The sequence below is a fragment of the Agrobacterium sp. 33MFTa1.1 genome (assembly GCF_004328495.1).
In the GTDB taxonomy this organism is placed as follows: Bacteria; Pseudomonadota; Alphaproteobacteria; order Rhizobiales; family Rhizobiaceae; genus Agrobacterium; species Agrobacterium pusense.
This window is the reverse complement of the sequence record NZ_CP036358.1, coordinates 1,040,112-1,056,569: the sequence shown is the minus strand read 5'-3', so window position 1 is coordinate 1,056,569 and position 16,458 is coordinate 1,040,112. Positions and strand designations below refer to the sequence as shown.

Annotated in this window: 16 protein-coding genes; 5 read left to right on the top strand and 11 right to left on the bottom strand. The window is 59.9% G+C overall.

Annotated elements, in window-relative coordinates; all coding sequences use genetic code 11:
• Nucleotides 1–17 precede the first annotated feature (17 nt).
• The 5 genes from ntrX to dusB all read right to left on the bottom strand — a co-directional run bounded on the left by ntrX (nt 18) and on the right by dusB (nt 7,393).
• A complete protein-coding gene (gene ntrX, locus EYD00_RS05330) occupies nt 18–1,382 on the bottom strand; it encodes a nitrogen assimilation response regulator NtrX (RefSeq protein WP_004441661.1) in 1,365 nt (454 codons plus the stop codon).
• A complete protein-coding gene (locus EYD00_RS05325) occupies nt 1,372–3,633 on the bottom strand; it encodes a sensor histidine kinase NtrY-like (protein ID WP_004441659.1) in 2,262 nt (753 codons plus the stop codon). Before EYD00_RS05325 ends, ntrX begins: the two co-directional genes overlap by 11 nt.
• A 150-nt stretch (nt 3,634–3,783) precedes the next feature.
• Nucleotides 3,784–5,235 (bottom strand): nitrogen regulation protein NR(I), encoded by a 1,452-nt coding sequence (gene ntrC / locus EYD00_RS05320; RefSeq protein ID WP_004441656.1) that lies wholly within the window; start codon nt 5,233–5,235, stop codon nt 3,784–3,786.
• A complete protein-coding gene (locus EYD00_RS05315) occupies nt 5,232–6,380 on the bottom strand; it encodes a two-component system sensor histidine kinase NtrB (protein WP_004441645.1) in 1,149 nt (382 codons plus the stop codon). Before EYD00_RS05315 ends, ntrC begins: the two co-directional genes overlap by 4 nt.
• Nucleotides 6,377–7,393, bottom strand: a complete 1,017-nt coding sequence (gene dusB, locus EYD00_RS05310) for a tRNA dihydrouridine synthase DusB (RefSeq protein ID WP_004441643.1) — start codon at nt 7,391–7,393, stop codon at nt 6,377–6,379. The genes EYD00_RS05315 and dusB overlap by 4 nt, the downstream gene beginning before the upstream one ends.
• A 275-nt stretch (nt 7,394–7,668) precedes the next feature.
• Between dusB and EYD00_RS05305 the strand changes: the two genes are divergently transcribed.
• Nucleotides 7,669–8,856, top strand: coding sequence for a bifunctional 2-C-methyl-D-erythritol 4-phosphate cytidylyltransferase/2-C-methyl-D-erythritol 2,4-cyclodiphosphate synthase (locus EYD00_RS05305; protein WP_004441640.1), 1,188 nt, complete (start codon nt 7,669–7,671; stop codon nt 8,854–8,856).
• The gene (locus tag EYD00_RS05300; protein WP_004441636.1) at nt 8,853–9,362 is read left to right on the top strand and encodes a CinA family protein; all 510 of its coding nucleotides are present in this window, start codon (nt 8,853–8,855) and stop codon (nt 9,360–9,362) included. Before EYD00_RS05305 ends, EYD00_RS05300 begins: the two co-directional genes overlap by 4 nt.
• Here the strand turns inward: EYD00_RS05300 and EYD00_RS05295 are convergent.
• Together EYD00_RS05295 and EYD00_RS05290 are read right to left on the bottom strand one after the other, a co-directional pair.
• On the bottom strand, nt 9,344–9,796 hold the full coding sequence (locus EYD00_RS05295; RefSeq protein WP_004441633.1) for a type II toxin-antitoxin system RatA family toxin: 453 nt from the start codon (nt 9,794–9,796) through the stop codon (nt 9,344–9,346). The two genes, EYD00_RS05300 and EYD00_RS05295, sit on opposite strands and share 19 nt — an antisense overlap.
• Before the next feature lie 9 nt (nt 9,797–9,805).
• Nucleotides 9,806–10,375 (bottom strand): P-loop NTPase family protein, encoded by a 570-nt coding sequence (locus tag EYD00_RS05290; protein WP_004441631.1) that lies wholly within the window; start codon nt 10,373–10,375, stop codon nt 9,806–9,808.
• Between the two features lie 249 nt (nt 10,376–10,624).
• Here EYD00_RS05290 and EYD00_RS25860 point away from each other — a divergent pair, with 249 nt between their 5' ends.
• The 3 genes from EYD00_RS25860 to EYD00_RS05275 all read left to right on the top strand — a co-directional run bounded on the left by EYD00_RS25860 (nt 10,625) and on the right by EYD00_RS05275 (nt 12,680).
• The gene (locus tag EYD00_RS25860) at nt 10,625–10,801 is read left to right on the top strand and encodes a hypothetical protein (RefSeq protein WP_003496171.1); all 177 of its coding nucleotides are present in this window, start codon (nt 10,625–10,627) and stop codon (nt 10,799–10,801) included.
• A 125-nt stretch (nt 10,802–10,926) separates the two neighbouring features.
• Nucleotides 10,927–11,661, top strand: coding sequence for a helix-turn-helix transcriptional regulator (locus tag EYD00_RS05280; RefSeq protein WP_004441626.1), 735 nt, complete (start codon nt 10,927–10,929; stop codon nt 11,659–11,661).
• 89 nt (nt 11,662–11,750) lie between these two features.
• Nucleotides 11,751–12,680 (top strand): DMT family transporter, encoded by a 930-nt coding sequence (locus tag EYD00_RS05275; protein WP_004441623.1) that lies wholly within the window; start codon nt 11,751–11,753, stop codon nt 12,678–12,680.
• Between the two features lie 200 nt (nt 12,681–12,880).
• Here EYD00_RS05275 and lipA read toward each other — a convergent pair whose 3' ends face one another.
• The 4 genes from lipA to EYD00_RS05255 form a co-directional block, all read right to left on the bottom strand.
• A complete protein-coding gene (gene lipA, locus EYD00_RS05270; protein WP_004441621.1) occupies nt 12,881–13,852 on the bottom strand; it encodes a lipoyl synthase in 972 nt (323 codons plus the stop codon).
• A 102-nt stretch (nt 13,853–13,954) separates the two neighbouring features.
• On the bottom strand, nt 13,955–14,203 hold the full coding sequence (locus EYD00_RS05265; protein ID WP_004441618.1) for a GlsB/YeaQ/YmgE family stress response membrane protein: 249 nt from the start codon (nt 14,201–14,203) through the stop codon (nt 13,955–13,957).
• A gap of 95 nt (nt 14,204–14,298) precedes the next feature.
• Nucleotides 14,299–15,744 carry a dihydrolipoyl dehydrogenase gene (gene lpdA / locus EYD00_RS05260; protein WP_004441615.1) on the bottom strand — a complete coding sequence of 482 codons (1,446 nt, stop codon included), beginning with the start codon at nt 15,742–15,744 and terminating at the stop codon, nt 14,299–14,301.
• Nucleotides 15,745–15,801: 57 nt separating this feature from the next.
• Nucleotides 15,802–16,446, bottom strand: a complete 645-nt coding sequence (locus tag EYD00_RS05255) for an SGNH/GDSL hydrolase family protein (RefSeq protein ID WP_004441612.1) — start codon at nt 16,444–16,446, stop codon at nt 15,802–15,804.
• Nucleotides 16,447–16,458 lie beyond the last annotated feature (12 nt).

The window sequence follows — 16,458 nt, the reverse complement described above, 5'->3', positions numbered from 1 at the left end:
GACCTAGCCCTGGCCCCTTATACGCCGAGAGATTTCAGTTTGCGATGCAGTGCAGAGCGTTCCATGCCGACAAATTCCGCCGTTCGCGAAATATTGCCCCCGAATCGGTTGATCTGCGCCACCAGATAGTCTCGCTCGAACATTTCGCGAGCTTCGCGCAACGGCAGCGTCATGATGTGCTGATCGCCCTGAGCCGATATCTTCGGCAGCATGTCGCCGATATCGGACGGCAGCATGTCAGCAGAGATCGGGGCTTCACCGCCTTCGGGACGCGCCAGTATCATCAACCGCTCGATATTGTTGCGAAGCTGTCGAATGTTGCCCGGCCAGTCATGGGTCTGAAGAACGGCCATTGCGTCGTCGCCGATCTTGCGCGGACGGATGCCAGCCTGTTCGGAAATCTGCCGCATGAACATGTCGACGAGGAAGGGAATATCCTCACGTCGCTCGGACAGCGCCGGTACCTTCACCGGCACGACGGCGAGACGGTGGTAGAGGTCCTCACGGAACTGGCCCTCGGCGATCAGGCTTTCGAGGTGATGGGCCGTCGACGAAATGATGCGCACATCCACCTTCACGCGCTTGCCGCCGCCCACACGCTCGAATTGCTGGTCGACAAGCACGCGGAGGATCTTGTTCTGGGTCTCGCGGGGCATCTCGCCCACTTCGTCGAGATAAAGAACGCCACGATGGGCTTCTTCCAGTGCGCCCACCTTCCGGGGTTGTCCAGGCAGGCCTTCGGTGCCGAAGAGTGCAATCTCCATGCGATCCGGCGTGATCGTCGCGGCGTTAAGGGCAACAAAGGGACCTGTCGCCCGAGACGACTTTTTGTGGATCATCCGCGCCACCAGTTCCTTGCCGGAACCTGACGGGCCGAGAATCATGATTCGGCTGTTGGTGGGCGCGACCCGGTCGATGGTCTGGCGCAGCTGCGATACCGCAAGTGACGCACCGACAAGTTCAACCGCATCCCCCGTGCGCTTCTTGAGCTCCTGAACCTCGCGCTTCAGCTTGGAGTTTTCCAGCGCGCGTTCGGCAATGAGAATCAGACGGTCCGCCTTGAACGGCTTTTCGATGAAGTCGAAGGCGCCGCGCTTGATGGCGTTGACGGCGGTTTCGATATTGCCGTGACCCGAGATCATCACGACCGGAATTTCGGGATGGCGGCTCTTGATCTCGTCGAGCAGCGCCAGACCGTCGAGCTTCGAACCCTGCATCCAGATGTCGAGAAAGATCAGGCGCGGCACGCGTTCCGAAATGGCAGCCAGCGCGCTGTCGCTGTCGAACGCCATACGCGTTTCATGCCCCTCATCGGAGAGAATGCCCGCCACGATTTCGCGAATGTCCGCCTCGTCATCCACGACCAGAATATCAGACGCCATATGCTGCTTCCTTGTTATTTTCGCCGCCGACCGCCTCGATATAGGGCAGCAGCACTCTGATCATGGCGCCGTGGCCATGATCGAACTCCGGCGGGGCATCATGGAGTTCCAGATACCCGCCATGCTCTTCGATGATCTTCTTGACGATGGCGAGGCCAAGGCCCGTGCCCTTATCCCGCATCGTCATATAGGGTTCGAGAATGCGGTGGCGATTTTCCACCGGCAGACCGCGGCCATTGTCGATGATGTCGGCCACAAAACGCGAGTTGGCCTCGTCGAAGGACGCGCGAACGAGGATCTTGCCCGGCCGCTTTTCGCCTTCCACCGCTTCGATGGCTTCCGTCGCGTTCTTGATGAGGTTGCCAAAGGCCTGCCCCAGCATGCGGGCATCGAACATGCCCTCCAGCGGGGTGTCACCCAGCTCCGTCGTGAACTTGGTGTCAGCGGCGCTGATTTCCCGGAGAAACGCTGCGTCCTTCAGGATCGCCCTCAGGTCCGACTTTTCCTTCGTTGGCTTCGGCATACGCGCAAAAGCGGAGAATTCATCCACCATGCGGCCGATATCGCCGACCTGCCGGACGATGGTGTCCGTACACTGGTCGAAGACGGCGCGGTCGCTTTCGTCGATCTGCTTGCCGAAACGGCGCTTGATGCGCTCGGCGGAAAGCTGGATCGGCGTCAGCGGGTTCTTGATTTCGTGCGCGATACGCCGCGCGACATCCGACCACGCCGTCGAGCGTTGCGCGATGACGAGATCGGTGATGTCGTCGAGCGTGATGACGTAGCTGTCACGGCTGTCGCGGGCGTCTTCGCGCGTTACCTGTACATTCAGCGTTCGTTCCTTGCCACGCCGCATAATGTTGATCTGCTTGCGGAAGTTGCCGCGCGACCAGCTGTTGGCCTCGTTGACGACCTGTTCGATCTCAGGCGCGATCTCGGAGAGTTGTGCGCCAATGAGCTGTTCCGACGTTTGTGCGAGGAACTCTTCGCCCGACGGATTGACGATGGTTATCCTGCGGTTTTCGTCAACGCCGATAACCGCGGCGGTCACGCCTGACAGCACGGCCTCGATGAAACGGCGGCGATCATCGATGTCGTCCTTGGCCTCGATGATCTGCTCCTGCTGGCTGCGCAGTTCCGACACCATCTTGTTGAAGGTGCGGGACAGGCGCCCGACGTCGCCATCGACGGCGCGAACGGGAACGAGAACATGCATGTTGCCGGTGGCGACACTGTCTGCGGCGCTGATGAGAAGGCGGATCGGCCGCACGATACGGTCGGCCACCGCAATGGCCGTCCAGATTGCCGCGAGCAGCACGATCAACGCAAAACCGAGATAGAGAATTGCGAAAGCGATCTGCAGCGGGGCGCGGCCTGCCTCCATGGCCTTGTATTCGGCGCGGTTCTCTTCCATCAGCCGCATCGCGCCCATCACCTTGGGATCGACCGCACGCACCGTATAAAGGAATGTGCCGCTGATGCCTTCGAGCTTGATGATGGCGCCTACGAGGTTGGTAATACCGGGCGGGATCAGCGTCGGCTGGCCGGCGGCCGCCTTTTCGAGCGCGTCATGCGGTATCGCAGGAAGCGGCTTTTCCGTCTTGATGTCGGCCTGGGCGACGGCGTCGCCATCCTCCTGCACGAGAAACGCACCAAGAAGGCCGCGCCCCTTCGCCTGGCGGGTCATAAGATCAACGAATCCGGTGCGGTCGAGATAAAAGAGAGCGCGGTTGCGGTCGAGGTCGGTCGCCATCGACAGGGTCTGCCCCTGGAGGTAACCGGCATTCTCCATCATGTATGCCTGGGCGATATTACTTGATGAATCGACGATCGACTGGGTGCGCAGCGAAAACCAGCGATCGAGACCGACATTCAGCGTCAGGCTGGCGAAGATGGCGACGAGCACTGCGGGCGTGATCGCCACGATGGAGAAAAGGACGACAATGCGCACGTGCAGACGCGCCGCCGCCCTGCCCTTTTTGCGCGCTTTCAGCAGCCGGTTGATTTCGCGGCCGATCAGGAAGATCAGGCCGATCACGAAAATCGAGTTGATGACGACGGAAGCGATGACCACATTCGATGTCGGCGCGATTGGCGTGACGCCCAGCAGCACGAAAAGCGTGATGATGGCGCACACGAGGGCCACGCCGGCGAGCACCAGCCCCGGCAGAGCGAAAGACATCCTGCGATCGGCGACCACCATTCCCGCTGCTTCGTCGGCAACGGCGTTTTCGGCGGCAGGTTTCCGCATGCACTACTCCCAATCGCTGGCCAGCCAGCGCCACAGTCATGAAGTCAGGCGAGGTTCGCGCGTGTCCCGCGAATCTCTGTCCTTCCTAGTGTTTTCCAAGCAACACAATGTGGCGAAAATGCAACGACAAATGCGGCCTTGTCAACATTCTCAGCTGGGGCGGGAGCTGCGATAGACGGAAACACCCAGCTCGCGGATTTTCTTGCGCAGGGTATTTCGGTTCAGACCGAGAAGATCGGCAGCCTTGATCTGGTTGCCGCGCGTGGCAGTCAACGCAGCCAGAATCAGCGGATACTCCAGTTCGCGCAGCACGCGGTCATAAAGGCCGGGCGGCGGAAGGCCATCGCCGAAGCTGGCGAAATAGTCCCGCATGTTTTCCTCGACAGCCTGCGAGATGGTGAGTGAACCGGTGCGGACCGCCATCTTGTCGAGCGGGCTGTCGGGAACATCCGATTGCAGTTCCTGCTCGATGATCTCGCGGGTGATGACTTCCTGCGGATAAAGCGCCATCAGTCGGCGGATCAGGTTTTCCAGCTCGCGCACGTTGCCCGGCCAGGCATAGGCCTTCATGACTTCAAGAGCTTCGGTCTCGAAACGCTTGCCTTCCAGGCCTTCCTTCTCGCCCGTCTGGATGAAATGGCGCACCAGATCGGGAATATCCTCGGCGCGGTCACGCAGGGGTGGCAGGCGCAACGGCACCACGTTCAGGCGGTAATAGAGGTCCTCGCGGAACAGGCCCTGATTGATCGACTGCTTCAGATCCTTGTTGGTTGCCGCGACGATACGGACATCTGTACGGATCGGCGTGCGTCCGCCGACCGTCGTATATTCACCCTGCTGCAATACGCGCAGCAGGCGCGTCTGGGCGTCCATCGGCATGTCACCGATTTCATCGAGGAAGAGCGTGCCGCCCTCAGCTTGTTCGAAACGGCCGGTCGAGCGGTTCTGAGCGCCGGTAAAGGCACCCTTTTCATGGCCGAAGAGTTCGGATTCGATGAGATCGCGCGGGATGGCCGCCATGTTGATGGCAACGAAGGGACCGTTGCGGCGCTTGCCATAATCATGCAGCGCGCGCGCCACCAGTTCCTTACCCGTACCGGATTCACCCGTGATCATCAGCGTCAGGTCGGTCTGCATCAGGCGGGCAAGAACACGGTAGATTTCCTGCATCGCCGCCGAACGACCCACAAGCGGCATACCGTCCTGCATGTCGTCATCGAGCTTGGCCGGCTTGCGCTTCGGCTCGGAGAGTGCGCGGCCGATGATGGCGATCAGTTCTGTCAGATCGAAGGGCTTGGGCAGGTAATCGTAGGCGCCCTTTTCCGAGGCCTTGATGGCGGTCATGAAGGTGTTCTGAGCGCTCATGACGAGAACGGGAAGGTCCGGACGGGCTTTCTTGATGCGCGGCAGAAGGTCGAAGGCGTTCTCATCGGGCATGACGACGTCCGTGACGACAAGATCGCCCTCACCTGCCGAAACCCAGCGCCAGAGCGTTGCAGCATTGGAGGTGATGCGCACGTCATAACCGGCGCGGCTCAGCGCCTGGTTGAGCACCGTGCGGATTGCGGCATCATCATCGGCGACGAGGATCGTAGCTGTCATTGGTCATTCCCTGTCGTGTTCGGCAAAGTGCTGTCGTCGAGCGCCACTTCCGGCGAGACGGGCATCAATACGCGGAAAGTCGTGCGGTGGTTCTGGCTGTCGCATTCGACAATGCCGCCATGGGCGCCGATCAGCTTGGCGACAAGCGCTAGACCGAGGCCCGAACCATTCGTCTTGGTGGTGATGAACGGATCGAAAAGATGCGGCAAGAGATCGGCGGGTACGCCCGGGCCATTGTCATGCACGCAGAATTCCAGCGGAAGCGAGATGCGCTCCCGGCTGCCGGCAACCGATAGTCGGATCCCGGGACGATAGGCGGTCGTCAGCACGATCTCGCCATCCGACTGATTGGCCACCGCTTCGGCCGCATTCTTCACCAGGTTGAGGAAGACCTGCACCAGCTGGTCGCGGTTTGCGTAGACCGGCGGCAGCGACGGGTCGTAATTTTCCGATATCTTGATGTTACGGGCGAAACCGGCCTTGGCGATCGCCTTTACATGATCGAGAACCGAATGGATGTTGACCGGCACGCGATCCACCGGCCGCTCGTCGGAAAACACCTCCATGCGGTCGACCAGCGAAACGATGCGATCCGTCTCGTCGCAGATCAGCCGGGTCAGCGCCCGGTCCTCATCCGCAACCGAGGTCTCCAGAAGCTGGGCCGCGCCGCGAATGCCCGACAGAGGGTTCTTGATCTCATGCGCGAGCATGGACGCAAGACCGGTGACTGAACGGGCAGCAGCGCGATGGGTCAGCTGCCGGTCGATCTTGTCGGCCATAGACCGTTCCTGAAAGACGACGACGACCGATCCAGGCTCGCTGACGACGGGCGCGACATAAAGATCGACCAGCTTGTCCTGGCCGAGACGCGGCGAGCTCAGATCAACGCGATATTCATTGACCGGCGCGCGGCGCTCCCGCACCTGATCGATCAGGGCAAGCAGCGGGCTGCCGAAGGGGATGAAAGTGGAAACCCTATAGCGCGCGAGGTGGGAGGCGCTGGCGCCGAAAAAGGCTTCGGCTTCCCAGTTGGCGAAGGCGATAAAACCTTCGGCATCCACCAGAATGACGGGATTCTGCACCGCGTTCAGAACCGCCATGGCGAGCGGGTTCGCATCTGCAGGGCTGTGTTTATCAGCGCTCATGCGGCCTTCCTTGCGGCATCTTCGCCCGCATTTTCGCAAAGGGCGGAACGCAGCAGGTCTGCCACCTCCCCCGTCTCGCGCGATGTCATGATTTTTGCCTTGTCGGTCGTGGCGATACCTGGCGCGAAACGGTCGAGATACCAGCCGAGATGTTTGCGGGCATGCCGGAGGCCGGCTTCCCTTCCGTAAAATTCCAGCATCATCTCATAATGTTCGACGGCGATGGCGGGGATATCCTCTCGATGCGGCGCTGCATGCCCCGCGAGCACCGCCGGCAACCACGGCTGCCCCTGCGCGCCGCGACCGACCATGACGGCGTCCGCACCCGACCGCCGCAGGATTTCGCGAGCATCTTCCGCCGTCTCGATGTCACCATTGGCGATCAGCGGCACGGAAATCACCTCACGCACGGCGCGGATGGCATCCCAATCCGCCCGCCCCTCGTAAAACTGCATGCGGGTGCGACCGTGAATGGTAATAAGGCGAACGCCTGCTGCTTCGGCGCGCCGAGCTATATCAGGTGCGTTAATGCTGTTTTCATCCCAGCCGAGCCGCATCTTCAAGGTCACCGGCACATCGACCGCATTGACAGTCGCCTCGATCAGCGAAAGCGCGTGATCGGGATCGCGCATCAGCGCCGAGCCGGAATAACCGCCCGTCACCTTCTTGGCAGGACAGCCCATATTGATATCGATGATACCGGCGCCATTGCCAGCAGCGATCTTCGCCGCCTCGGCCATGAAATGCGCCTCGCGCCCCGCAAGCTGCACCATGTGCGGAACCATGCCTACATTTTTCAGCCGCGCCCAGGATTCCCCGCGATTGGCAACAAGCTCCCGGCTTGCCACCATTTCCGTCACCACGAGGCCTGCTCCATAACGCCAGGCGAGCTGTCGGAAAGGCAGATCCGTCACGCCCGACATGGGCGCCAGCACAGCCCGATTACGGATCGTAACTGAGCCGATGCTGAACGGTTCTGACAACTCCGGAAGGGCCAAATGATGATCTTTCATGCAGAAGGGTTATTTGCATTATTTTTAGACAGTGTTTGCGCAGTTGCCAAGCACTTTTAGAAGGTTGCACCTTTTATTTGCTGAGCGGCTGCCTGCCTGTTTTGCTGTCGGCGGCAAATTGTGCAGCTTCGAAAGCGCAGCAACGTCATGTCCTGCGCTTTGCGGGGCTGATGCCCGCCTTATCGGGCTGGCCATCCGGGTTTTGAAACGCTAGAGCATGACTGTCAACCACGAAGGGTTGCACGCAAAGCATACGACCAATGCAGGAACGTACTATGAAACTCGGCATCGTCATCGTGGCCGCGGGACGCGGGGAAAGAGCCGGCTCTCCCGAGGAGGGTCCGAAACAATATCGTCCGATCGGCGGCAAGGCTGTGATCGAGCACACTCTGTCGACGTTCCTCCAGTGGAAGAACGCTTCCCATATCGTCGTCGTGCGCCATGCGGACGATACGGCGCTGCTCACTCCGGTTCTCCAGCGACTTGATGCCGGGGAGCGCGTCACCACGGTTATTGGCGGCGTGACACGGCAGCAGTCTGTTCTTGCCGGGCTGGAGGCGCTTTCCCGCCATGGCCTGAGCCACGTAATGATCCACGACGCGGTGCGGCCTTTCGTTTCCGTCGATATGCTTGAACGTATTGTCGCCCTGCACCGGGAGGGAGCGGGCGGTGTTCTACCCGCCCTGCCCGTCACTGACACGCTGAAACGCGGCGCGGGCAATCGTGTCACCGACACGGTTTCGAGACAGGGCCTTTATGCCGCACAGACCCCACAGAGTTTCGACTATGACGACATCCTCGCCGCGCATCGCGCTGCTGCCGCCTCGGGAAAATCGGATTTTACCGATGACGCGTCGATTGCCGAATGGGCGGGTCTGGCAGTAACATTGACCGAAGGTTCGGTCGATAATGTGAAACTCACTCTCAAGCGGGATATCGCCATGGCCGATGAAAAGCTCTCTCATGCAATGCCGGACGTGCGCACCGGGAACGGCTACGACGTACACCAGCTGGAGCCCGGCGAAGGCGTGACGCTGTGCGGCATATTCATCGAGCATGATCAGAAGCTCAAAGGTCATTCGGATGCGGACGTTGCGCTGCATGCGCTGACGGATGCCTTGCTGGCGACCTGCGGCGCCGGCGACATCGGTGACCATTTCCCTCCTTCCGATCCGCAATGGAAAGGAGCTCCTTCCCGCATATTTCTGGAGCACGCGGCGAAAGTGGTGCGCGACAATGGCGGCACGATCATGAATGCCGATGTCTCGCTGATCGCCGAAGCGCCGCGCATCGGGCCGCATCGGCAGGCCATGCGGGAAGCGCTCTCCGACATGCTCGGCATCTCGCTGGAGCGTTGCTCGGTGAAGGCGACGACCAATGAAACCATCGGCTTCGTTGGTCGCAGGGAGGGGATTGCAGCAATCGCCACCGCCACGGTCGTTTACAGGGGCAGACCGCCATGAGCCTGTTTCCAGCGGATATTGAAGGGCTCGCACGGCAGATCATTGCTGATTTTGCAGCAGACGGTCTCATGGTCTCGACCGCGGAAAGCTGCACGGGCGGCCTGATCGCGGGTGCGTTGACGGAGATTTCGGGCTCCTCGGCGGTGGTCGACCGCGGTTTTGTCACCTATACGAACGAGGCCAAGATGGACATGCTTGGCGTTGGCGCTGAAACGCTGACGGGCTTTGGCGCGGTCTCGCGGCAAACCGCACTGCAGATGGCGCACGGCGCCCTGTTCCGGTCACGCGCCGATTTCGCGGTTGCCGTTACCGGCATTGCCGGTCCGGGGGGTGGATCCGCTGAAAAGCCGGTGGGTCTCGTTCATCTGGCCGCCAAGGCCCGTCACGGCCGGAGCCTGCATCAGGAAATGCATTATGGCGAGATCGGCCGCACGGACATCCGTCTTGCAACGGTCAGGACGGCGCTCGAGATGCTGATCGCCCTCCGTCAGGCGGGATTGGTGTAGATCTTGTCGGCGCGGGTCTCGAAAGCTTCTGCGAACATGCGGAAGGCACGGTCGAACATGGACCCCATGACTGCGCCCAAGAGGCGGTTCTTGAACTCGTATTCGATGAAGAAATGCACGTTGGAGCCGCCCTCGGCGGCGTCGAAACGCCAGCGATTGTCGAGATATTTGAACGGCCCGTCGATATATTTGACGTCGATGGCCCGTTCCGCGGGATTGAGCAGAACCTGCGTGGTGAAGGTCTCGCGAATGGCCTTGTAACCCACGGTCATATCCGCCACCAGCAGCGTCTTGCCATCGCGCTCCTTGCGGGAGCGTACGGTGAGTGCTTCGCATAAGGGCAGGAACTGCGGATACTTCTCCACATCGGCGACGAGGTCGTACATGCGGTCCGGCGAGTGTTTTACAAAACGATGCGTTTCGAACTTGGGCATGAGCGGCAGTTAATCCTCGATGTGCAGAAGATCAAGAAGGCGGCGGAGTTGTTTTCGGCTTTTCAGCTGCCATACCGGCACATCCGGCCCATAGAGGTCGAAATTCTGCTCGAAAAGTGGTGCGTGTCGCCGCTCGAAATTCCAGATATAGCGCAGGAATTCGCGGTCCAGTCGCTCAGGGCAGCCCTGCGCCATTTCCGGTCGCGCCTTGCCGTAGCCTTTCACGATTCGGCTGGTGGCACCCCAGAGACAGAGCCAGCGCGGCATGCGAACCCAGATCACGATATCGGTTCTCGGCAGACGCAGATCAAACGACGAGGGATTGCTGCCATCCATCAACCACCGCTCGCCCGCAACGAAGTCCGCGATCCTTTCACGCTGTTCCGCACGCGGGCGCAGTTGCCAGCCCGGAAGCCAGAAAATCTCCCGGTCCATCGAGATATATTCCAGTCCAAAGCGCCGCACGAGCTTGCGCGAGAGCGTGGACTTGCCACCGCCGGAACAGCCGACGATCATGATGCGTTGCGCGCCAGCGATGATGGCGGCCGCATCATCCGCCTTTTCGAGGTAGTTTGGCATATTCTGAGCCCCATTCGAGCGCTGCGCGCCCCTCTCCCATCTGGCGATTGCTTTCAATCGATATCCGGGTGGCGCATGGCAGTTACGGAAAATTGACTATTGCAACCCCTTGCGGGGGATTGCTATTTATTTGCGACTAATATTACACCCATTGGATGCAACGGCGCTGGAAGCTCCCTATTTCGCCCAGCCTATTCATCCTTGGGTTCAGACCCGACACATAACCGCTTTGAGCCACTGAGTGAGCCGATGGACGATTTTTCCAACATCATCAACCTTCTCGAATCCGCCAAACAGCTTGCATCGATGAACGGCATGCCTGTGCTCGCCTATCTGATCGACGTCGCCAAATGCGAGGCGAGAGAAAACAAGCCGGTTCTGCGCAAGCGCAAGCGCGGCGAATCGACCGCCAAGGAAGACTGTTAATTGCCGGCGCCTGGCCGACCGATAAAGCCGGCTGGCCCAATCTTCGAGACAATGTCATAATCACCCAATGAAACCGGCCGCTTTTCCAGGCGGCCGTTTCTTTGCCCAATGGAAACGACAGCGTCATGACAGCCGCATCAGCCGACATCAGAACCTACAGACAGGAAAGACCGAAGGAGCGACACGCATTCGTTCAGATCGTTCTGCCGGTCTCGGGTTGCCTGCGTATCGATGTGGCAGGACGGCAAGATGAGTTGTCCATCGGGCGCGGCGTCTTTATCCACCGCGATCTTCCGCATACCCAGGAAGCCACGGCCATCAATCATTCGCTGGTGGTGGATATCGATGAATGCGTGATTCCCGAACAGACGCTTGAAAAATTCGCTCACGCGCCCTTTCTCGATATTGCGCCTGAGACACGTCAATTGATCGCCTATATGCACAGCGTGGTTGGAACGGATGGACGCCGCGACGATATTGCCGCCATTTGGGCGCCGCTGCTGGTTGACAGTCTTGCCAACAACAAGAGCGATGTGCGCCGGCGCCTGCGAAAGCTGAGCGAAGTCGTGAGGGCCGAGCCCTTCTTTCCGTGGACGATCGAGATGCTGACCTCTTGCATGACGCTCAGCGACAGCCGCCTGCATACGCTGTTTCTCGAAGAATTCGGTGTTCCGCCGCATCGGTGGCTTTCCGGGTTGCGCATGGAGAAGGTGTGCGCCCTGCTCAGCAACTCCGTCGTGCCGATTTCCGAAATCGCGCTTAGGTCCGGTTTTTCCGACCAGACGGCGCTGACACGAGCCATGCGCCTTGCGGTGGGAGAGACCCCCGCCGCGTATCGCCGCCGCCACGGCATTCATTAGAACGCTCACATTCGTCAGGAGTTTTTGTCAAGACAGCCGCAACCGCCTGTGGCACATCGCTGACAAATGTGAATGCGGATGTGATGGACATGAACAGGACTGGTCTCGGTGTTTTTTACGGCATAATGGCGGGTGCGCTCTGGGGCGGGATATTTCTCGCTCCGAAACTCGTGCCGGATTTTTCCGCCCTGCAGCTTTCCACGGCGCGCTACCTGACCTATGGGCTGATTTCGCTGGTCATTATCGGGCCACGCCTCAAACAAGTGTCGGCGCGGTTTGGCGCGCGCGAATGGTTAGCGCTTGGCTGGCTGAGCATGATCGGCAACATCGCCTACTATGTTTTCATCTCGACCGCGGTGAAATTGAGCGGCGTCGCCTTCACCTCAATCATCATCGGCTTCCTGCCTGTTGCCGTTACCATCATCGGCAGCCGCGACCACGGCGCCGTATCGCTGAAGCGGCTATGGCCATCGCTTGCCTTCGGCGCGATAGGCATTCTCGGCATCTCATGGCAGTCGCTGACGGAAAACGATGCGGGTCTGGATATTTCTCGTGTCATCGGCCTTGCCTGCGCGCTCGGGGCGCTGGCTTCATGGACGGCTTTCGCCGTAGGCAATGCCCGCTGGCTGTCGCGCCTTCACGATGTGAGCGCCGATGACTGGAACATGATGACGGGTGTAGTGACCGGCGGGCTTGCGCTGGCGCTCGCCATCCCCGCCTTCGCACTGGGTGGAGAAAGCCACAGCACGGGCGACTGGCTGTATTTCGTCGCCATCGCCGCCGGGCTCGGCTTCACCGCGTCCATCCTCGGCAATGCCTTCTGGAACCGTATGAGCCGCATGCTGCCGCTTACCATGGTTGGGCAGATGATCCTGTTTGAAACGCTGTTTGCGCTGCTTTACGGTTTTCTCTGGGAAGGGCGTGGCCCGACGCTGGTCGAGGTCCTGGCGATCTGCTCGGTCGTGCTGAGCGTCGTGCTCTGCATGCGGGCGCACAGGCCTGAAAAGGTTGCGGCGTGATCGGCCTGAGGGTCAAGACTATTGTATTGATCCACAGGCGCCGCGTCTCACGCACCGTCATCCTCGGGAATATCCCAAGGATCTAATCACCCATTGTCATTTCCATAGGTTGCAGATGCTCGGGGCAGGCCCGAGCATGACGATGGTGAGAACATGAAGACTTCAAATCTCAATGCCGTATTGGCGAACCTTTGCGTCGCTTACTCCGCAGCCGCCAGCAACTTCTTTTCGCGTGCCGCACGCAGGCGTTCGAAATCGTCACCGGCATGGTGGGAAGAACGGGTCAGCGGGCTCGACGAAACCATCAGGAAGCCCTTGGTGTAAGCCACCGTCTCGTAGGACTTGAATTCCTCCGGCGTCACGAAAGCCTCGACCTTGTGGTGCTTGCGGGTGGGCTGCAGGTACTGGCCGATGGTCAGGAAGTCGACGTCAGCGCTGCGCAGATCGTCCATCAGCTGCAGCACTTCATTGCGCTCTTCACCGAGGCCAACCATGATGCCCGACTTGGTGAACATGGTGGGATCGAGTTCCTTCACCCGTTGCAGAAGGCGCACCGAGTGGAAATAGCGCGCACCCGGGCGGACCGTGAGGTAGTTGCCCGGAACCGTTTCCAGATTATGGTTGAAGACGTCGGGCTTTGCGGCAACGACACGTTCCAGCGCGCCGGGCTTCTTCAGGAAGTCGGGCGTGAGGATTTCGATTGTGGTCGTGGGAGAGGCTGCGCGGATTGCCCAGATCACCTTTTCGAAATGTTCAGCACCGCCATCGGCGAGATCGTCACGGTCGACGGAGGTGATGACGACGTGGGAAAGTCCCATCTGCTTGACGGCCTTGGCGACATTTTCCGGCTCATTCATGTCGAGCGGATTGGGCTTGCCGGTCGCGACGTTGCAGAAGGCGCAGGCACGGGTGCATATTTCACCCATGATCATGAAGGTCGCGTGCTTCTTGTCCCAGCACTCGCCGATATTTGGACAGCCGGCTTCCTCGCACACGGTCACCAGCTTGTGGCTGCGCACCAGTTCGCGCGTCTCGTGGTAACCCTTGGAGGTCGGCGCCTTGACGCGGATCCATTCGGGCTTGCGCATCACCTCGGTATCAGGCTTGTGCGCCTTTTCCGGGTGGCGGATACGCTTTTCGTCAGACGACGTCCTGTCGAGAATAGTGACCATAAAAACCTGCTTCCATCGCCCTTGGCGATCCAGACATCTTTGGTGCGATGCTTTAGAACAATTCCAGAAAAAGCGTAAGCCCCTTCCGGTCACGACGCCTTGTCAGCGCCGCACGAGCTTAGCCACGAACAGCAACAGGCTTGCGCCGATGAAGGCGGTAACGAAATAACCGAGCCTGCTATCCTGCACGAAAACATCGAAGGTTCGCAGTACCGCAACAGCGACCACCGAACCGACAATGCCAAGGACAATGTTCATGAAAATGCCGAAACGCATGTCCATGAGCTTGCCGGCGAGCCAGCCGGCGAGACCGCCGATGATGATTGCTGCAATCCAGCCTACACTTTCCATTCCCACGCTCCCTGAAATAACAGCCCGCCTTAAGGCTGTATCGAGACATATGGGACACCCGGCATGGTTAGACAATGCCGGGCATCACGCGGCACTTATGCGTTAAGCACACGTCCATAGGCATCGAGCACGCTTTCCTTCATCGATTCCGAAATGGTCGGATGCGGGAAGATCGTGTGCATCAAATCTTCTTCTGTCGTCTCCAGATTCATAGCGACGACGAAGCCCTGGATGAGTTCGGTCACTTCCGCCCCGACCATATGCGCGCCGAGCAGCTCGCCGGTCTTCTTGTCGAAGATGGTCTTGACCATGCCCTGATCTTCACCCAGCGCGACAGCCTTGCCGTTCGCCGCAAAGGAGAAGCGGCCGACGCGGATATCGCGGCCCTGTTCCTTGGCCTTGGCTTCGGTGAGACCGACAGAAGCGACCTGCGGGTTGCAATAGGTGCAGCCGGGAATCTTCAGTTTGTCCATCGGGTGAACATTCGGCAGACCGGCGATCTTTTCGACGCAGATGACAGCCTCGTGCTCAGCCTTGTGGGCAAGCAGCGGCGGACCTGCGACATCGCCGATGGCGTAGATGCCGGGAACGTTGGTCTTGCCGTAGCCGTCGATGACGATAAAGCCGCGATCGGTCTTCACGCCGGCAGCTTCGAGGCCGATGCCTTCGATATTGGCAACGACCCCAACGGCAGAGATCATGCGATCAGCCGTGATCTTTTCGGAAGAACCGTCCTTCTTCTCCAGCGTCGCGGTGATGGAGTTTGCGCCCTTTTCCACCTTGGAAACCTTGGTTTCCAGATGGATCTTCATGCCCTGCTTTTCGAGTTGCTTCTTGGCGAAGGTGGAGATTTCCGCATCTTCGACAGGCATAACCTGGCTCATGATTTCGACAACGGTCACGTCCACGCCCATGGTGCGGTAGAAGCTGGCGAATTCGATGCCAATCGCGCCGGAGCCCATGACGAGCAGCGACTTCGGCATTTCTTCCGGCTTCATTGCCTCGAAATAGGTCCAGATCAGCTTGCCATCGGGCTCAATGCCGGGCAGCGCGCGCGGGCGGGCGCCCGTGGCGACGATGATGTGCTTGGCTGTATAAGTACCCTCGCCCAGCGTGTTCTTCGGAACCGGACCCTGCGGCTGCACCACCGGCTTGGTGGACTTGCCGACCACGATTTCGCCCGGCTTGGTGATCTTGGCTTCACCCCAGATGATATCGACCTTGTTCTTCTTGAACAGGAAACCGACGCCATTGTTCATGCGGGCTGCAATGCCGCGCGAGCGCGCCACGATTGCCTTGACGTCAGGCTTGATCGAGCCTTCCAGCGTCAGGCCGTAATCCTTGGCGTGGGTGGCGGTGTGCATGACATCGGCGGTGCGCAGCAGCGCCTTGGTGGGAATGCAGCCCCAGTTGGAGCAGATGCCGGCCAGATGCTCACGCTCCACGACGGCAACCTTCATGCCGAGCTGGGCTGCGCGGATCGCGGCAATGTAACCGCCCGGTCCCGAACCGATGATGATGACGTCATATGATTGAGCCATTGGAAATCCTGCCTTGTCCTATCGGGTCGCGAGCAGCGCCACGACCGGGAATTGTTCTTAAAGTCCGAGCATCATGCGGACGACGGGCTCCAGCCCCCGCCCGATGGCCCGCGTATTTTCAGCATCGAGATGAACGCCATCCACCGGCGTCGTTCGGGCGACGGAACCCGCATCGAAAAAGCCGCAATCAAGCTCGTCGGCAAGGTCCCGGTAAACGGACGCCAGCATCGCCGATTCATCGATCGCATCACGAAAGATCGCGCCCATGAACGGATTGGCCGTTTCACACAGCTGCGGCGGTGCGACGATCAGCACGTCAGGCGCTTCCCAGTCCGGCACCTGCCAGATGTGGTTGCGCGTGAGCTTCACCAGCCGTTCGACACCCTTCATGGCAACGATCGCCGATCCGTGGATTGACGGCTTCAGGTCGTTGGTGCCGAGCATGACAATCACCAGATCCAGCGGCGCATGGCTGTGCAACAACGTCGGAAGAACCCGCGCGCCGTTGCGGTCGCAATCGGCGGTGTTGTCGTCATAGGCGGTGGTGCGACCACCCAGACCTTCGTGAATCACATGCACGTCAGGACCGAGCGCCTTCTGCAAGACGCTCGGCCAAAGATCGTCATGGCTATGCCGGCCACCCGTTTCCGCATTTGATCCCCAGGTGAGGGAATCGCCAAAGCAGAGGACCGACTTCACCATCTTACTCTCCGA